Below are 14894 nucleotides of genomic sequence, written 5' to 3'. Positions count from 1 at the left end.
AGGTCAATAATGAACATCAAGAGCCTTCTTCTCGGCTCCGCTGCAGCTCTCGCTGTAGTTTCCGGCGCTCAGGCCGCTGACGCAATCGTCGCCGCCGAGCCCGAGCCCATGGAATACGTTCGCGTTTGCGACGCCTTCGGCACCGGCTACTTCTACATCCCCGGCACCGAAACCTGCCTGAAGATCTCGGGTAGCGTTCGTTTTGCCTACGACTGGTCGAAGACTGAAGGCGAAGACTTCGGTGGCTCGTTCACGACCCGCGCTCGCGTTGAGTTCCAGGCCAAGAACGACTCGGAAATCGGCACGATCGGTTCCTACATCCGCCTGCAGGCCACCAGCGACTCCACGTCCTGGACTGACGGCGCTGGCGACACCATCACTGCCAACCAGGTTGCTCAGATCGAACAGGCCTACATCACCGTTGGTGGCTTCAAGGCTGGTTACTCGGTTACCTTCTGGGATGACGTTGGTATCTCGGGCGAAAACGACGCCTTCGCTGACGGCACGAAGTTCGACATGGTTTCCTACACCTACTCGACCGACGCCTTCACCGTTGGCCTCGGCGTTGACGAGCTGACCGACGTAGGCTTCGACGACCTCGGTGCAGAAGCTTATGCTTCGGCTTCGCTCGGCGCAGCTACCCTGTCGTTCTGGGGCGTATACGACTTCGACGCCGAAGAAGGCGCTCTCTCCGCCAAGGTTGCTGCTGACCTCGGCCCGGGCACGTTCGAACTGTATGGCGCCTATGCTTCTGGCGAATCCGCTTACGCCAGCCTGGCAGAGTGGACCGTCGGTGCAGCTTACGGCTTCAAGGCAACTGAAAAGCTGAAGATCACCCCGTCCATCAACTACTGGGGTGAAGTTGGCTTCGACTCCGGCGATGACGCTTGGGGCGCAGGTCTTCTGGCCGAGTACAACATCGCCACCGGTCTCGACCTGTCGGCTACCGTTGACTACTTCGACCAGGACAACGCTGCATCTGAGTGGACCGGCTTCGTCCGTCTCGTTCGCTCGTTCTAATTCGATCTCCAGATCGGATAGGGGAAGCCCGGCCTTGTGCCGGGCTTTCTCCGTTTTCAGGTTGAAAAGGTCGTCGCGCCTGGCTGCGCCTGGGTCATTTCATTCCGTCAGAAACCGCGCGAGCCTCTCTGCGATGCCCCGCAGATGCAGCAGCGGCGCATGTCCCTGGCCCTCGGCCTCGACGTCCACCAGCCGCGGATGTCGGCGCCCCATGTCATCGACCGTTTCCCGCGACAGGAGCTGCGAATGCTCGCCGCGCACGACCATGACCGGTTGTTCGGCAAAAAGCGTATATTGCGCCCAGAGATCGGGCAGGGGCCGGCTTAGATCTGCCGCGCGAAACTGTTCGGCGATGGCCGGGTCGAAGTCGGACGCCAGCCTGCCATCCACTTCGCGGTAAAGCGCCCGCGCCATGGCGGCCCAGTCGGCCTCTGAAAGCGCCGGAAACTCCGCGCCATGCGTCGCCTTCAGGATCCCGGCCGCATCATCGAAGTCCGCCGGCGCCGGCCGGTTCCCCAGATAGCTCTGGATCTGCCGCAGCCCCACCGTCTCGAGCACGGGCCCGATATCGTTGAGCACCAGCCGCTCGATCCGGTCGAGATGCGTCATCGCCAGCACATGCAGGATGAGCCCGCCACGCGAGGTGCCGATGAAGGCGGCACGACCGATCTGCAAGTGATCGAGCACGCTGATCACGTCTCCGGCTTCCACGGGGATCGTGTAGCGCTCCGGCTGGGCATCCCGGTCGGAGAGGCCGCGTCCCCGCGAGGAGATGGCGATGACCCGTCGGTGATAAGGTGGCGCCGCCAGCATGCGGGCAATGTCTTCAAAATCGAGCAGATTGCGCGTCAGGCCCGGCAGGCAGATGACAGGCATGCCGCCATTTGCGTCGCCATGGCTGCGCACATGCAGGTTCAATCCATCGGGAACGGTGATGAAGCGGTCGATGCTCTCGGCCATGCGGTTCTCTCCATGCTGTGACGCAAGCAGAGCCTAGCCGAGCCGCAGCCGCCGGTCATCAGGCAATGGAGATGGGGGGATGAACTACCGACCGAAGCGCAGATCGTGCACGATATCGGTCTTCTGGCCGAGCCGGCTCTTGTAGACCTGATAGTTCTCCATCACCCGCATCACGTAATTGCGCGTTTCGGGGAAGGGGATGCGCTCGATCCAGTCGACCACCTCGTCAACAGACTTGCCACGCGGATCGCCGTAACGCTCGATCCAGTCCGGCACCTTGCTGGCCCCGGCATTGTAGGCAATGAAGGTCAGCACATAGGAGCCGTCGAAGCGGTCGATCTGCTCGCCGAGATAATGGGCGCCGAGCGTGGCGTTGAAGCCCGGATCGCGCGTGAGTTTTTCCGGTGAATAGGAAATCCCGTGTCGGGCAGCCACACCCTTGGCGGTTGACGGCAGGAGCTGCAGCAGCCCGCGCGCATCCGCAGGCGAGATGGCGGCCGGGTTGAAGGCGCTTTCCTGCCGGGCGATCGCGTAAGCCAGAGCCTTGCCGGAGCCTGATATATTGGCGCTTGAGGGGATCACGCCAACGGGGAAGGCGAGGGCCGGCACGTCGATGCCCCGTGAATATGCCGTCTTGCCGATCTGCAGGGACAGCTGATGCCCGCCGTCGGATTTCTCCGCCCGGGCGCTCAGGAGGGCCAGTTCGCCGGGTGTCTCCAGCTGATCGGCAAGCGCCCGGTAGAGGCTCTGCGCCCGCCAGCCATGGCCGGCTGCTTCGTAACGGGCGATCGCCTGGACGGCCTGGCGTCCGGCAAAGCGCGCCCGGTCGGCCTCGCTCGGGCGCGGATAGGGGATCTGGATGCCCGGACGATTGATGCGGGCGGCGGCGAGCTGGCCGTAGAAGGTGCTCGAATGCTGGGCGGCGCGGGAAAAATAGTCTCCCGCCTTGCGGTCACCAGAAGCTTCCGCGGCGCGACCCAGCCAATAGAGCGCGCGGCTCGCCGAAAGCGGCCGGCTGGAGGCGTCGAGGATGCGGGCGAAATGCCGGCTTGCGGTCTTGGGATCGTTGAGCGCCCGCAGCGCATACCAGCCGGCATGGAATTCCGCGTCGACGACGTCGGTCGATTCCGTCGCCACATGGCGGGACACGATCTTGTAGGCTGCGCGAAACTGGCCGAGATCGGCAAGCCCGCGCGCGATGATGCGCTGCTCGTCCCACCAGGCGCCGGTATTGACCAGTGTCTCGCGCTCGCGCGGGATCCGGTCGAGAAGGGTGGCCGCCTCCTCGAATTTCTGCTGGCGGCGGAGATTCTCGATGCGGATGAACAGCAGCGCCGGGTCGTTGCGCCACTTGCCGTCGACCGCCTGAATCAGCCCGTTGACATTGTTCGCCTTCGAAATCAGCCCCGCCCAGGCCTTGTAGAGTGACTGCGCTTCACCGAGCGAGGCAAAGCGCTTCGCCTGGCCCGCACGCTCGCGATACATCAGATAATCCATGCGAGCGCGGTGATCGGCGGGCCGCAGCAGGCCGGAAAGCTCACCCATCACCCGATCTTCCGTCGCCTCGTCCAGGCCTTCCGTGCGCCAGAGGTTGCGGATCAGGCTTGCAGCCTTGCCCCGGTCGCCGGAGGCCAGATGCGCGCGAGCCAGAAGCATCGTGCCTTCGGTCGTCTCCGGCGCGCTATTGCCGAAGGCGGAAAGCACGGTGGCGGCCGGCGGATTTTCACGGAAAAGCGCCTTTTCCGAATTGGCGCGGAAGGATTTGAGCCCCGGCCAGCCCTGCAGCTGCCGCTGCGCGGCGGCGATTTCAGACGCCGGCACGTCGCGCAGGCCCGACATCGCGATCGACCAGGTCAGCATCTGCCGGTCGAGGCTTTCAGGCATGCGGTTGCGGATCGTGATCGCCTGGGCTCCATCCTTGTCGGAGAGCGCATCGAGGCCGGATTTCAGCTGCGGGTTGGCACTTGCCAGCCGTTCACCGCGCGGAATGGCACCTGTCGTCTCGAACGAGGGTTGGTCGGCCTTGCTCGCGGCAAAGCCGAGCGGCTTCATCGCCGGAACCGGCACAGCGGTATTCGCGCGCGTGCTCGTTGCGGCAAGCAGCACGGCAAGACCAAGACCGAGGGCGGAACCATAAGAAAGAGGCGTCTTCATCCACACACCAGAACCATCCATCATACGCGAGAGTAGGCCGCCGTTGCGGTTACCAAAAGCTTAAAACAACCGATCACATTCTCTCGAACGAAGCCTCGGGAATCTGTCACAAATCTCCTGCGGATGCGCTTGTCGCACCTGATGGTGCGCAGTAATGTGCCCTCGATTAATTTGCGAATGAGGCCGAAGCGTGGATATCGGCCCCCGAGGAGTTCATTGCATGTATCAGGGATCCATTCCCGCACTCGTCACGCCGTTCACGAATGAGGGCGCCGTCGACGAGCAAGCCTTTGCCGCCCATGTCGAGTGGCAGATTTCCGAAGGGTCCACCGGCCTCGTGCCCGTCGGCACCACGGGCGAATCGCCGACGCTGTCCCATGACGAACACAAGCGCGTCGTCGAGCTCTGCGTCCAGGTTGCCGCCAAGCGCGTGCCCGTGATTGCCGGTGCTGGCTCCAACAACACGGTGGAAGCCATCGAGCTGGCCCAGCATGCGCAAGCCGTCGGCGCCGATGCGCTGCTCGTCGTCACCCCCTATTACAACAAGCCGACCCAGAAGGGCCTGATCGCCCATTACAAGGCGATCGCCGAAGCCGTCTCGCTGCCGATCATCATCTACAACATTCCCGGCCGCTCGGTGATCGACATGTCGCCGGAGACGATGGGCGCGCTCGCCAAGGCCCACAAGAACATCGTCGGCGTGAAGGATGCGACCGGCAAGATCGAGCGCGTCTCCGAACAGCGCATCACCTGCGGGCCGGATTTCGTCCAGCTTTCGGGCGAAGATGCAACGGCCCTCGGCTTCAACGCCCATGGCGGCACCGGCTGCATTTCCGTCACCGCCAATGTCGCCCCGCGCCTCTGTGCCGAATTCCAGGCCGCAACCCTGGCCGGCGACTATGCCAAGGCGCTGGCCTACCAGGACCGCCTGATGCCGCTGCACAAGGCGATCTTCATGGAGCCCGGCCTCTGCGGCGCGAAATATGCGCTGAACCGCACCCGCGGCATGAACCGCACCGTCCGCCTGCCGCTGATGGCGACGCTGGAAGCGTCGACGGAAGCCGCGATCGACGCGGCGCTGAAGCATGCGGGACTGGTGAATTGAGGGGATGACAAGAGGGCCGGCGGAGACGCCGGCTTTCAAGTTAGTGGAAGCGGAGTGTTGGCGCCCGCACCGCCGTTATCGAGCATATACACGTCCAACAGAAGTCAAGCTGTTGCATAAATGCGAAGCGCTGGCTTTGAGTCAAAGTCCGCCGACGACAAGCAGCTCAGTTGACTGTCCACGGTGAGCTGCCCTGCCAGCTATAACACTGTTCCTACTCAGCTGTCGCTGTTTGCCAATGCCCGAGTACAATTCTCTGATGCTGTCATGATCTGCATTGGTCATGGCGAAAATTGCTCCCCTGCTTGACGCTCTTACAAGTGCGTCGCGCAATCGAATTTGATCATCCCATGCAAATATATTTTGATTATACTTGACAAAACCATTCATGTTATGCCGAACCGTGTACGGGGGGTCAACAAATATAAAATCCTCCTCCTCCGCTTCATCGATAGCTTCCTCAAAGTCTCGGTGTAGTAGTGTCGTGCCTTGTAAAGCCTGAGACCAGGCAAAGAAGTCATCCGTCTCAAATATTACATTTTGTTTGGTTCCTATCGGAACATTGAATTTTCCAAGCAAATTTTCCCGGTACAAGCCATTCCAGCATGTTCTATTCAGGTAAAAAAACTGTGCCGCACGCCGTATTGGGTTCTTAAAGTCTTCCGAGCGCATTTCATAATAGTATTGCTTTGAATGAGCGGAAGCATGTTGTCTGACCAGCAGCTCGAACTCCTCAAGCTCGTCACGGATGACCGTGTAAAGTTCAATAAGTCGCCAGTTGGCGTCGCTAAGCATTGCGTTCCGAGGCTGATTCTCGAAAAATACGGCTCCGCCGCCGAGGAAGGGTTCAATGTACCTTCTGTGGAGTTTCGGCAGTGAAAACTGTCCGGTTTCGAACAGCCAGCGCTTTCCACCTGCCCACTTCAAAAAAGGCTTCAATGGTTGACGGGTCATGTCGGTACTTTCGGGTGAACTTCGGTTCGAAGCCATTCTACAAACTCTAGATCTTCATCAGTATAAGTTTTAAGTTGGTTCTTGTGCGCGGCTATGTTTCGAAGTTCGTTAAACGTATTGATCCAGCCGATGTAGTATTTCTGGCCTGTGCGTTCTTCCGGGCGCGGGTTTTTGAAAACGTGTTCAAAATGAGGCCAGTTATTTTGCTGCTTTACGATCTCGGCGAGATCGACGATGTTTAAATAGGCCTCCTTCGGCTTACGTCTTGCTTTATCCCGTTGCTGGGCATCAAAAGCGTTTTTCCGGATACGCTCACTCTCGACACCAATCTCCCAAAAAGCTTGCTCATCGCTGGCGAGTCGATGTGTGCCGTGTATCTTCTTTAGGGTGTCGATGACGTAGTTGGTCAGGCGCTCGGCGAGCTTCATGAGGAAGTGATTTACCTCATCGATCTTTTCTGAATTGCTTTGAGCCACCCAACGCTGAAATTCTTCGGTCCCGAAGTCACTGTGTGCCGCTTGAAGGACCTGCATAAGGTGGTAGGCGTACTCTTTTACGCCGCCTTCGCCAAACTTTCGCGAAAAGCGATCGCGAATTGCGTCGTCTGAGGCCTTGGTTATGAAGTCGAACATTGGTTGGCTGAAGGTCGTGATTTGTTGCGAGAACTCCTCTGGCTTCAGGAGTGCAAAGTCTAGTGATTTTTTGTGTGAAAGGTAGCTTATAACCTCTGCAATTATGCTGAGGTGTGCCCTGATGCCCGGATTGACGGCGATGAACGCTTCGCGACCCGCTTCCCATCGTTTAGGATTCGCCAATCTCACTTGCTCAAAGTAGCTACTCAGGATCGTGGTCGCACGTTTTACTGTTTGCTCATCCGTGGCACCCGATAGCGGGCCGGGGGCAATAGTTTTGCCAACTACCTTGCCAATCAGCCCAGATCGCCGAAGGCCGTTCACGGCTTCCGATATTGTCAGATTCTGACTTGGCTCTGGTGGCACCCCGTGTGTGGAGAAGCGACGGGCCAAAGGGCTGGTTTTGTCTGTGTTAAGTGCCCTAACTACTGCGGAGCCGAGCGCTGTGAGTGCGGTTGAAGGGTCACTGTCACCCATTCGAATGTCTGCGAGTAGACTAACCAGCAGGCTCTTCGGAACGCTTTTTTGACGATGATTAATAGTTATAAACAGATCGGCTTCCTTCTGAATAGCCATTTTCTCGAAAGCTAGAACGAACAAACTTTGATCTAGATAATCGTTATCTAGATATGAAAATCCATATAGTCGATGTTGACCATCGATTATCCAAGCAGATCTGTATTTTGCAGGTAATGTCAACCAGCCGAATTTGATATTTTCATCTGTATTCTCAGAGTTTGAAATGAGATCAAATCGCGGGGAGTCCGAAAAATTTACTAGAATGTTTGTGGGGAAGAATCCCCCCTGCTCAATAAATGTCCCAATTTCTTTGATTCGCGACGAGGAAATCATCCTTTGGTAGGCGGGTCGCCCATCAGGGTGATTTAGCGCCTGGTGATTGATAAATGCGATTTTTAAGAGATTGCGCGGTGTGGTGACAAAACTATAGAAAATTTCTCCGCCAATTTTGCCCCGAATAGCGGGAATCTTTACATTAGAAAGCCCGGGAACCTTCTGACCTCGCAGAAACTCGCCAAGAATCTGGTATTTTCCGGCGGGTCCCATGTGCTTCAAGAAAGTTTCGAAATACTGTATCTCATTTTCGGTGACAATTTGGATGCCATGTGCATCGGCCCGTTCAATATCGGATTGAGACCAAAGAACATTTTGTGTGGCGTATAGCCATATGATTTTGGGTTTCGAGGCGGTGGGGAAACGCTTGTTTATTGAATCCCTGAAATAATTTTGGAGCGATATCGTTTCCTGGATGTCTTTTTGCAACGACCTGCGGCCACGCTCTCTTTTTGACTTGCATTCGATGACTAAGACCGTTTCCTGATCCTCGCCGTAGACGTCAATCTGCTTTTTGCCCGTCGATGAGTCAGGGCGAGTAAATGCGATACGGAACTGCGATCCGTTTAGCGTGCGATAGCCCATCGAATAAAGAAGGCACCATATACGGTCCTCTAATAGTTCTTCGTGGCGCTTTGATCGCTTGAGCCGAGTAATCTTTTTTCCGGCGCGTTGAACCACCCATCCTTTCGCTTCTTCTACTGGGACATCAGCCGGATGAACACTCTTGAAGTCGCTCACGTTTCTACGCCGCCGGTACTCTGAAGCTAGTGCCTTTGGGTCGCTTATAAGCGGCGAAAGAAAGTTTGAGCCGGTATCGTTAACCGCTACGTTGATCGTGTCATCTTCTTCGGCAGGTGTGGTCATGAAGGTGCAACAATCCATACGTTTTTCGAGTCGTAGCAAGATACTTGTCGAGAACTGGCATGTCCACTTGGGCGTGCATTCAACGTATGCCCTCAATCGTATGAATGGAGTTGCCCACAGTGTTTCACAATGAATGCTTGGAGTTCATGTGTAGCCTACTGGTGTCAGATGCATTGACACCAGGACATGATGAGAAAACTTGGAAGCCTGAGTAGGCAACACGCGCCCACCCTACCACCCCACCCCCACCTTTATTTCCCCCCCATCCTCCATTACATACCTCCCATACTCGCCACGCCCCGCCCGCGTATGGCGAAGACCACCACAAAATCCCGGGCGAAACGGAAGATCAGGCCATGGCCCCCAAAGGCTCACAGCGCACCGTCAACAAGATCGTTGCGGAAAACCGCAAGGCGCGCTTCAATTATGAGATTGTCGACACCTACGAGGCCGGTCTGGTTTTGACCGGCACGGAGGTCAAGTCGCTGCGCGAGGGCAAGGCCAATATTGCCGAATCCTATGCCTCTGATGAGGGCGAGGAGATCTGGCTGATCAATTCGCATCTGCCGGAATATCTGCAGGCGAACCGCTTCAATCACGAGCCGCGCCGCCGTCGTAAGTTGCTTTTGTCCAAGCGCGAGATCAACCGCCTGCGCGCCTCGATCAATCGCGAGGGCATGACGCTGGTGCCGCTCAAGATCTATTTCAACGAGAAGGGCAGGGCGAAGCTGGAGCTGGCGCTCGCCAAGGGCAAGAAGCTGCATGACAAGCGCGAGACCGAGAAGGAACGCGACTGGAACCGCCAGAAGCAGCGTCTGATGAAGACGGGTTGATCATGGCGCTCTCGCATCTGAAGGTCACCGTCGGCCCCTTCGTCTTCGAGGCGAGGCTCGAGCGCGAAAAGGCGCCCGAGACCTGCCGCATTTTTGAGACCTTCCTGCCGTTCCGCAACCAGGCGATCCATTCGCGCTGGTCGGGCGAGGCGGTCTGGGTGCCCCTCGGCGATTTCCAGTTCGGCGCCGGTTTTGAAAACCACACGGCCCATCCCTCGCGCGGCGACATCCTGCTTTATCCCGGCGGCTTCAGCGAGACCGAACTCTTGTTCGCCTATGGCTCCTCGCAGTTTGCCAGCAAGATGGGCGTGCTGGCGGGCAATCACTTTCTGACTGTGGTGAAGGGTGGTGAACAGCTGGAGGCCATGGGGAAAATGGTGCTCTGGCAGGGCGCGCAGGATATCGCTTTCGAGGCGATGTAGGGAAAGGTACCCTGCTGGGTCCTTCCGAGATGGGCGGAGCAAGAACACCCCCTCTGTCACTTCCGTGACATCTCCCCCACAAGGGGGAGAGTGGCTCGCGGCTGCGACGCGGGCCCACACCCTCCCCTTGAGGGGGAGGGTCGGAGCGAAGCTCCGGGGTGGGGTGGCGGCCTGAAGGTGAGAAAGATCGCGAAACGTCTAACTCGAGGTAGGGTTCACCCCCACCCGCCGCTTTGCGGCGACCTCCCCCCTCAAGGGGGAGGTGGGGAGCGCGACGCGCACGGCCTCCACTCTCCCCCCTTGTGGGGGAGATGCCCGCCCTTCGGCAAGCTCAGGAGGGCAGAGGGGGGGGGCTTTCAACCGCAATCATTGTCGCGGGAGGGCCCCAATTCCCTCAGTGTTCGTCTTCGCTCGCCGTTGCCGGCTCCGGTGCGCGCGGCGTGCCGCGTTCGCTAGGGTCGCGGCCGATTTCGGCCTTCAGCGTCATCAGGTCGATGAAATGGTCCGACTGGCGGCGCAGGTCGTCGGCGATCATTGGCGGCTGGGTGGACATGGTGGACACCACCGAGACCTTGCGGCCCTTGCGCTGCAGCGCTTCCACCAGCGTGGTGAAATCGCCGTCGCCGGAGAAGAGCACGAGATGGTCGACCGTTTCCGACTGTTCCATCGCGTCGATGGCAAGCTCGATATCCATGTTGCCCTTCACCTTGCGGCGGCCCATGGAGTCGGTGAATTCCTTCGCCGGCTTGGTCACGACCTTGTAGCCGTTATAGTCAAGCCAGTCGATCAGCGGGCGGATCGAGGAATATTCCTGATCCTCGATGAGGGCGGTGTAATAATAGGCGCGCAGCAGGTAGCCGCGCTTCTGGAAGGCCTTCAGAAGCTTGCGGTAGTCGATATCGAAGCCGAGGCTCTTGGAAGCGGCATAGAGATTGGCGCCGTCGATGAAAAGGGCAATTTTTTCGCGCGGGTCGAACATTTCTATATCCTTACGTCAAATATGAGCAGTCACGGCAATCGGCAATCAAAACAATACCTTGCCTCTCCAGATAAGACCATTGCATTACATTATGAAATGATCATATAAAAATCTATCTAGGGCATCGCTTTCGACAATCCAAGCAGCCTGTGGTTGAATTGTGGTGTATTGAGGGTCTTTTCCGGCTTTCATTTTTGGGCTTCGCGGTGGTGCAGCACGAAAAACTTGAATTTGCTGTCCATTGCCTGTATCGCACCCGTCAATCACACGCATTCAAGATCGCAAAGGACAGGCAATGGCCCGTGTCACCGTTGAAGATTGCATCGACAAAGTCGAGAACCGCTTCGAACTCGTTCTGCTCGCGAGCCACCGTGCCCGCCAGATCTCCCAGGGCGCGCCGATCACCATCGATCGCGACAAGGACAAGAACCCGGTCGTCGCCCTGCGCGAAATCGCCGACGAGACGCTCTCGCCCGACGACCTGAAGGAAGATCTGATCCATTCGCTGCAGAAGCATGTCGAAGTCGACGAGCCCGAGCAGGAGCCGAGCTCGATGCTCGCCAACACCGGCACCGCCGGCAAGGGCGACGAAGAGGACGAACTGCCGGAAACCCTCACTTTCGACCAGATGTCGGAAGAGGAGCTTCTGGCCGGTATCGAAGGCCTGGTTCCGCCGGAAAAGAGCGACGATTACTAATCGTCAATAGATCAGACTTAAGTCTTGATCTGACTGTAGGTTAAGTGTGCGCCAGTCGTCTCGACTGGCGCTCTTTTTCGTTTGTGGGAGACGCGTGGAATGATGCGGCAATACGAGCTCGTGGAGCGGGTGCAGAAATACAAGCCCGACGCCAACGAAGCTCTGCTCAACAAGGCCTATGTCTATGCCATGCAGAAGCACGGCAAGCAGACACGCGCCAGCGGCGACCCCTATATCTCCCACCCGCTCGAAGTTGCCGCCATCCTCACCGACATGCATCTCGACGAATCGACGATTGCGGTCGCGCTGCTGCACGATACGATCGAGGACACCTCGGCCACCCGCGCCGAGATCGACGAATTGTTCGGCGAGGATATCGGCCGCCTCGTCGAGGGTCTGACCAAGATCAAGAAGCTCGACCTCGTCACCAAGAAGGCCAAGCAGGCGGAAAACCTGCGCAAGCTGCTGCTGGCCATTTCCGACGACGTGCGCGTACTGCTCGTCAAGCTCGCCGACCGCCTGCACAACATGCGCACGCTCGAGCACATGCGCGACGACAAGCGCGCCCGCATTTCCGAAGAGACGATGGAAATCTATGCGCCGCTCGCCGGCCGCATGGGTATGCAGGACATGCGCGACGAGCTGGAGGATCTGTCTTTCCGCTACATGAACCCGGAAGCCTATGAGACGGTCACCAATCGCCTCTCGGAACTGTCGACCCGCAATGAAGGCCTGATCACCAAGATCGAGGACGAGTTGCGCGAACTGCTGGTCGCCAACGGCCTGCTCAATACCTCCGTCAAGGGGCGCCAGAAGAAGCCTTACTCCGTCTTCCGCAAGATGCAGTCGAAGTCGCTGTCCTTCGAGCAGCTCTCGGATGTCTATGGTTTCCGCCTGCTGGTCGACGATATTCCCGGCTGCTACCGCGCGCTCGGCATCGTCCACACACGCTGGCGTGTCGTGCCCGGTCGCTTCAAGGATTATATCTCGACGCCGAAGCAGAACGACTACCGCTCGATCCACACCACGATCGTCGGCCCGTCCCGCCAGCGCATCGAGCTGCAGATCCGCACCCGCCGCATGCACGATATTGCCGAATTCGGCATCGCCGCCCACAGCCTCTACAAGGATGGCGAAAACGGCGATCCGAACGAACCGCTGAAGCGCGAGAGCAATGCCTATTCATGGCTGCGCCACACCATCGAGGCGCTGGCCGAAGGCGACAATCCGGAAGAGTTCCTGGAGCACACCAAGCTTGAGCTTTTCCAGGATCAGGTCTTCTGCTTCACGCCCAAGGGCAAGCTGATTGCCCTTCCGCGCGGCGCGACCCCGATCGACTTTGCCTATGCCGTCCACACCAATGTCGGCGATACCTGCGTCGGCGCCAAGATCAACGGCTCGATCATGCCGCTCGTCACCCGCCTGTCGAATGGTGATGAAGTCGAGATCATCCGCTCCGGCGTGCAGGTGCCGCCCGCCGCCTGGGAAGAGATCGTCGTCACCGGCAAGGCGCGCGCCGCCATCCGCCGCGCCACCCGCATGGCGATCCGCAAGCAATATGCAGGCCTTGGTCAGCGCATCCTCGAGCGCACCTTCGAGCGCGCCGGCAAAATCTTTTCCAAGGACACGCTGAGACCCGCGCTGCACCGCCTCGGCCAGCGCGACGTGGAAGACGCGATCGCCTCCGTCGGCCGCGGTGAAACCTCCTCGCTCGACGTGCTCAGGGCCGTCTATCCGGATTATCAGGATGAGCGCGTCACCGTGAAGCCGTCCTCGGACGACGGCTGGTTTGCGATGAACAGCGCCAACGGCATGGTCTTCAAGATACCCGGCCAGGCCCATCCGAAGGGCGACGCTCCGACGGCTGGAGATGGCCCGGAGCCGCTGCCGATCCGCGGTCTCTCCGGCAATGCCGAGGTGCATTTTGCGCCTGCCGGTGCTGTACCCGGGGATCGAATCGTCGGCATCATGGAAGACGGCAAGGGCATTACCATCTATCCGATCCAGGCATCGGCCCTGCAACGCTTCGAAAACGAACCGGAGCGCTGGATCGACGTGCGCTGGGATCTCGACGAGGCGAACAAGTCGCGCTTCGTTGCCCGCATCCTGATCAATGCGCTGAACGAGCCCGGCACGCTGGCGACTGTCGCTCAGTGCGTCGCCCGCCTCGACATCAACATCCGCGTGCTCAACATGATCCGGATCGCCACAGACTTTACCGAGATGGGGATCGATCTGGAGGTCTGGGACCTGCGCCAGCTGAGCCAGCTGCTCGGCGAGCTCAAGGAACTCGACTGCATCTCGACGGTGAAGCGTGTCTACGACTGATGATGCCCCGCTGTGCCTGACAGCATGGCCGGTGCGGATCACCTCCGCCCGGCCGCCTGCCTGCTGCGCGTTCTGCCTCACTTTTCATCACAATCTTGCCTAAATCGTAAACCTCCACCGCATCGCCATGCGTTCGGCGCATGGCTGACGTCAGTTCTTGTCTCTGGTCTCTTGTGCGTCGCAGCATTATCTTCCTGACAACAGATGAAGAGAAAGAACCGAGGACAAAACGATGTTTACTCCGATCCGCAAAATCGCCCGCGCTCTCCGCGTTCCGAGTGTTGCAGAGCGTGAAATGCACTACCTGAACGGCGCCCGCGATCTCGTCGACCTGGAATACCGTCAGCGCGAAATCGACCGTGGCATGTTCCGCCGCGGTTGATTGCCCGACGGCCAGACGCCAGTTGCATGCTGTGACGCCGGTCGATCGCCGGCGTCTTTGCTTTTTGGATACCGCGTGAATCGCTTTTTCTTGCCGAAAGCCCGGCGGATCAACTAGATGTTCGTGATGCTCTTTCGACGCCGGCAACCGATTTCCAGATTGACGAAACTGCGCGAGCTCTTCTGGCCGCGGCGAGGCTTCGTTCGTTCCTTCCAGTATCTGAGCAAGCGCGTGCTGCGTCTCTCGGCCACGCCGCATGCCATTGCAGCCGGTGTCGTGGCCGGGGTGGTCTCGTCATGGACCCCGTTCATCGGCCTGCATTTTCTGCTCGCCTTCGCGATTGCCTATCTGATTGCCGGCAACATGGTGGCGGCTGCCATAGGCACGGCATTTGGCAATCCCCTGACCTTTCCATTGATCTGGGCGACCACCTGGGAAGTCGGCCACAGGATGATTGGCAAGGGCGACCCGGTCACGCAAAGCGTCGATCTTGAGCAGAAATTCTCCCTGGCGCGCCTCGACAGCATGTGGGAGCCCATCTTGAAGCCCATGCTCATCGGCGCAGTGCCGCTCGCGGCCCTGAGTGGCGTCGTTCTGTATTGCGTGATCTACGTGTCGGTGTCGAAATTCCAGCAACGGCGGCGCATACGTCTCGCAGAGCGGGCGCGGGTCCGCCTCGCCGAGGCCATCGAAGGATCGAGCGTATAAC

13 protein-coding genes are annotated in these 14894 nt (G+C 58.8%); 8 read left to right on the top strand and 5 right to left on the bottom strand.

Annotated features, from left to right (window positions below; translation table 11 throughout):
* The coding region (locus tag J2045_RS14385) for a porin (protein WP_307373896.1) at nucleotides 1-1020 on the top strand (1020 nt) is incomplete at its 5' end.
* Nucleotides 1021-1119: 99 nt separating this feature from the next.
* Here J2045_RS14385 and J2045_RS14380 read toward each other — a convergent pair.
* Nucleotides 1120-1980, bottom strand: coding sequence for an alpha/beta fold hydrolase (locus J2045_RS14380; RefSeq protein ID WP_307373894.1), 861 nt, complete (start codon nucleotides 1978-1980; stop codon nucleotides 1120-1122).
* A gap of 84 nt (nucleotides 1981-2064) precedes the next feature.
* Nucleotides 2065-4134, bottom strand: coding sequence for a lytic transglycosylase domain-containing protein (locus J2045_RS14375; RefSeq protein ID WP_307373892.1), 2070 nt, complete (start codon nucleotides 4132-4134; stop codon nucleotides 2065-2067).
* A 220-nt stretch (nucleotides 4135-4354) separates the two neighbouring features.
* Here J2045_RS14375 and dapA point away from each other — a divergent pair, with 220 nt between their 5' ends.
* Nucleotides 4355-5239 carry a 4-hydroxy-tetrahydrodipicolinate synthase gene (dapA, locus tag J2045_RS14370; RefSeq protein WP_307373890.1) on the top strand — a complete coding sequence of 295 codons (885 nt, stop codon included), beginning with the start codon at nucleotides 4355-4357 and terminating at the stop codon, nucleotides 5237-5239.
* A 141-nt stretch (nucleotides 5240-5380) separates the two neighbouring features.
* On the opposite strand, the gene J2045_RS14365 is transcribed toward dapA, so the two are convergent.
* A complete protein-coding gene (locus tag J2045_RS14365) occupies nucleotides 5381-6193 on the bottom strand; it encodes a DNA adenine methylase (RefSeq protein ID WP_307373887.1) in 813 nt (270 codons plus the stop codon).
* Nucleotides 6190-8544, bottom strand: coding sequence for a DGQHR domain-containing protein (locus J2045_RS14360; protein WP_307373884.1), 2355 nt, complete (start codon nucleotides 8542-8544; stop codon nucleotides 6190-6192). Before J2045_RS14360 ends, J2045_RS14365 begins: the two co-directional genes overlap by 4 nt.
* Nucleotides 8545-8900: 356 nt before the next feature.
* Between J2045_RS14360 and smpB the strand changes: the two genes are divergently transcribed.
* Both smpB and J2045_RS14350 read left to right on the top strand, forming a co-directional pair.
* A complete protein-coding gene (gene smpB / locus J2045_RS14355; protein ID WP_307373882.1) occupies nucleotides 8901-9377 on the top strand; it encodes an SsrA-binding protein SmpB in 477 nt (158 codons plus the stop codon).
* Nucleotides 9378-9379: 2 nt separating this feature from the next.
* On the top strand, nucleotides 9380-9799 hold the full coding sequence (locus J2045_RS14350; protein ID WP_307373879.1) for a DUF3830 family protein: 420 nt from the start codon (nucleotides 9380-9382) through the stop codon (nucleotides 9797-9799).
* Nucleotides 9800-10193: 394 nt separating this feature from the next.
* On the opposite strand, the gene J2045_RS14345 is transcribed toward J2045_RS14350, so the two are convergent.
* Nucleotides 10194-10778 carry a LabA-like NYN domain-containing protein gene (locus J2045_RS14345; RefSeq protein WP_166601297.1) on the bottom strand — a complete coding sequence of 195 codons (585 nt, stop codon included), beginning with the start codon at nucleotides 10776-10778 and terminating at the stop codon, nucleotides 10194-10196.
* A 295-nt stretch (nucleotides 10779-11073) separates the two neighbouring features.
* Here J2045_RS14345 and rpoZ point away from each other — a divergent pair, with 295 nt between their 5' ends.
* The 4 genes from rpoZ to J2045_RS14325 all read left to right on the top strand — a co-directional run bounded on the left by rpoZ (nucleotide 11074) and on the right by J2045_RS14325 (nucleotide 14893).
* Nucleotides 11074-11475, top strand: a complete 402-nt coding sequence (gene rpoZ, locus J2045_RS14340) for a DNA-directed RNA polymerase subunit omega (RefSeq protein WP_112242348.1) — start codon at nucleotides 11074-11076, stop codon at nucleotides 11473-11475.
* A gap of 99 nt (nucleotides 11476-11574) precedes the next feature.
* Nucleotides 11575-13803, top strand: coding sequence for a RelA/SpoT family protein (locus J2045_RS14335; RefSeq protein ID WP_307373874.1), 2229 nt, complete (start codon nucleotides 11575-11577; stop codon nucleotides 13801-13803).
* A gap of 232 nt (nucleotides 13804-14035) precedes the next feature.
* Entirely contained in the window at nucleotides 14036-14185 is a 150-nt protein-coding gene (locus tag J2045_RS14330; protein WP_307373872.1) for a DUF3563 family protein, read from the top strand.
* Between the two features lie 126 nt (nucleotides 14186-14311).
* A complete protein-coding gene (locus tag J2045_RS14325) occupies nucleotides 14312-14893 on the top strand; it encodes a DUF2062 domain-containing protein (RefSeq protein WP_307373917.1) in 582 nt (193 codons plus the stop codon).
* Nucleotide 14894: the final 1 nt, after the last annotated feature.

This window comes from Peteryoungia aggregata LMG 23059, assembly GCF_030814435.1.
Lineage (GTDB): Bacteria > Pseudomonadota > Alphaproteobacteria > Rhizobiales > Rhizobiaceae > Allorhizobium > Allorhizobium aggregatum.
Note: the sequence above shows the minus strand (reverse complement) of the source record. Positions and strands in the feature narration are given on the sequence as shown.

Coding starts and splice junctions, on each gene's coding strand:
- J2045_RS14325 (WP_307373917.1), top strand. CDS start 14,312: ATGCTCTTTCGACGCCGGCAACCGATTTCCAGATTGACGAAACTGCGC.
- dapA (WP_307373890.1), top strand. CDS start 4,355: ATGTATCAGGGATCCATTCCCGCACTCGTCACGCCGTTCACGAATGAG.
- J2045_RS14365 (WP_307373887.1), bottom strand. CDS start 6,193: ATGACCCGTCAACCATTGAAGCCTTTTTTGAAGTGGGCAGGTGGAAAG.
- J2045_RS14350 (WP_307373879.1), top strand. CDS start 9,380: ATGGCGCTCTCGCATCTGAAGGTCACCGTCGGCCCCTTCGTCTTCGAG.
- J2045_RS14345 (WP_166601297.1), bottom strand. CDS start 10,778: ATGTTCGACCCGCGCGAAAAAATTGCCCTTTTCATCGACGGCGCCAAT.
- J2045_RS14330 (WP_307373872.1), top strand. CDS start 14,036: ATGTTTACTCCGATCCGCAAAATCGCCCGCGCTCTCCGCGTTCCGAGT.
- J2045_RS14335 (WP_307373874.1), top strand. CDS start 11,575: ATGATGCGGCAATACGAGCTCGTGGAGCGGGTGCAGAAATACAAGCCC.
- J2045_RS14380 (WP_307373894.1), bottom strand. CDS start 1,980: ATGGCCGAGAGCATCGACCGCTTCATCACCGTTCCCGATGGATTGAAC.
- J2045_RS14360 (WP_307373884.1), bottom strand. CDS start 8,544: ATGACCACACCTGCCGAAGAAGATGACACGATCAACGTAGCGGTTAAC.
- smpB (WP_307373882.1), top strand. CDS start 8,901: ATGGCCCCCAAAGGCTCACAGCGCACCGTCAACAAGATCGTTGCGGAA.
- rpoZ (WP_112242348.1), top strand. CDS start 11,074: ATGGCCCGTGTCACCGTTGAAGATTGCATCGACAAAGTCGAGAACCGC.
- J2045_RS14375 (WP_307373892.1), bottom strand. CDS start 4,134: ATGAAGACGCCTCTTTCTTATGGTTCCGCCCTCGGTCTTGGTCTTGCC.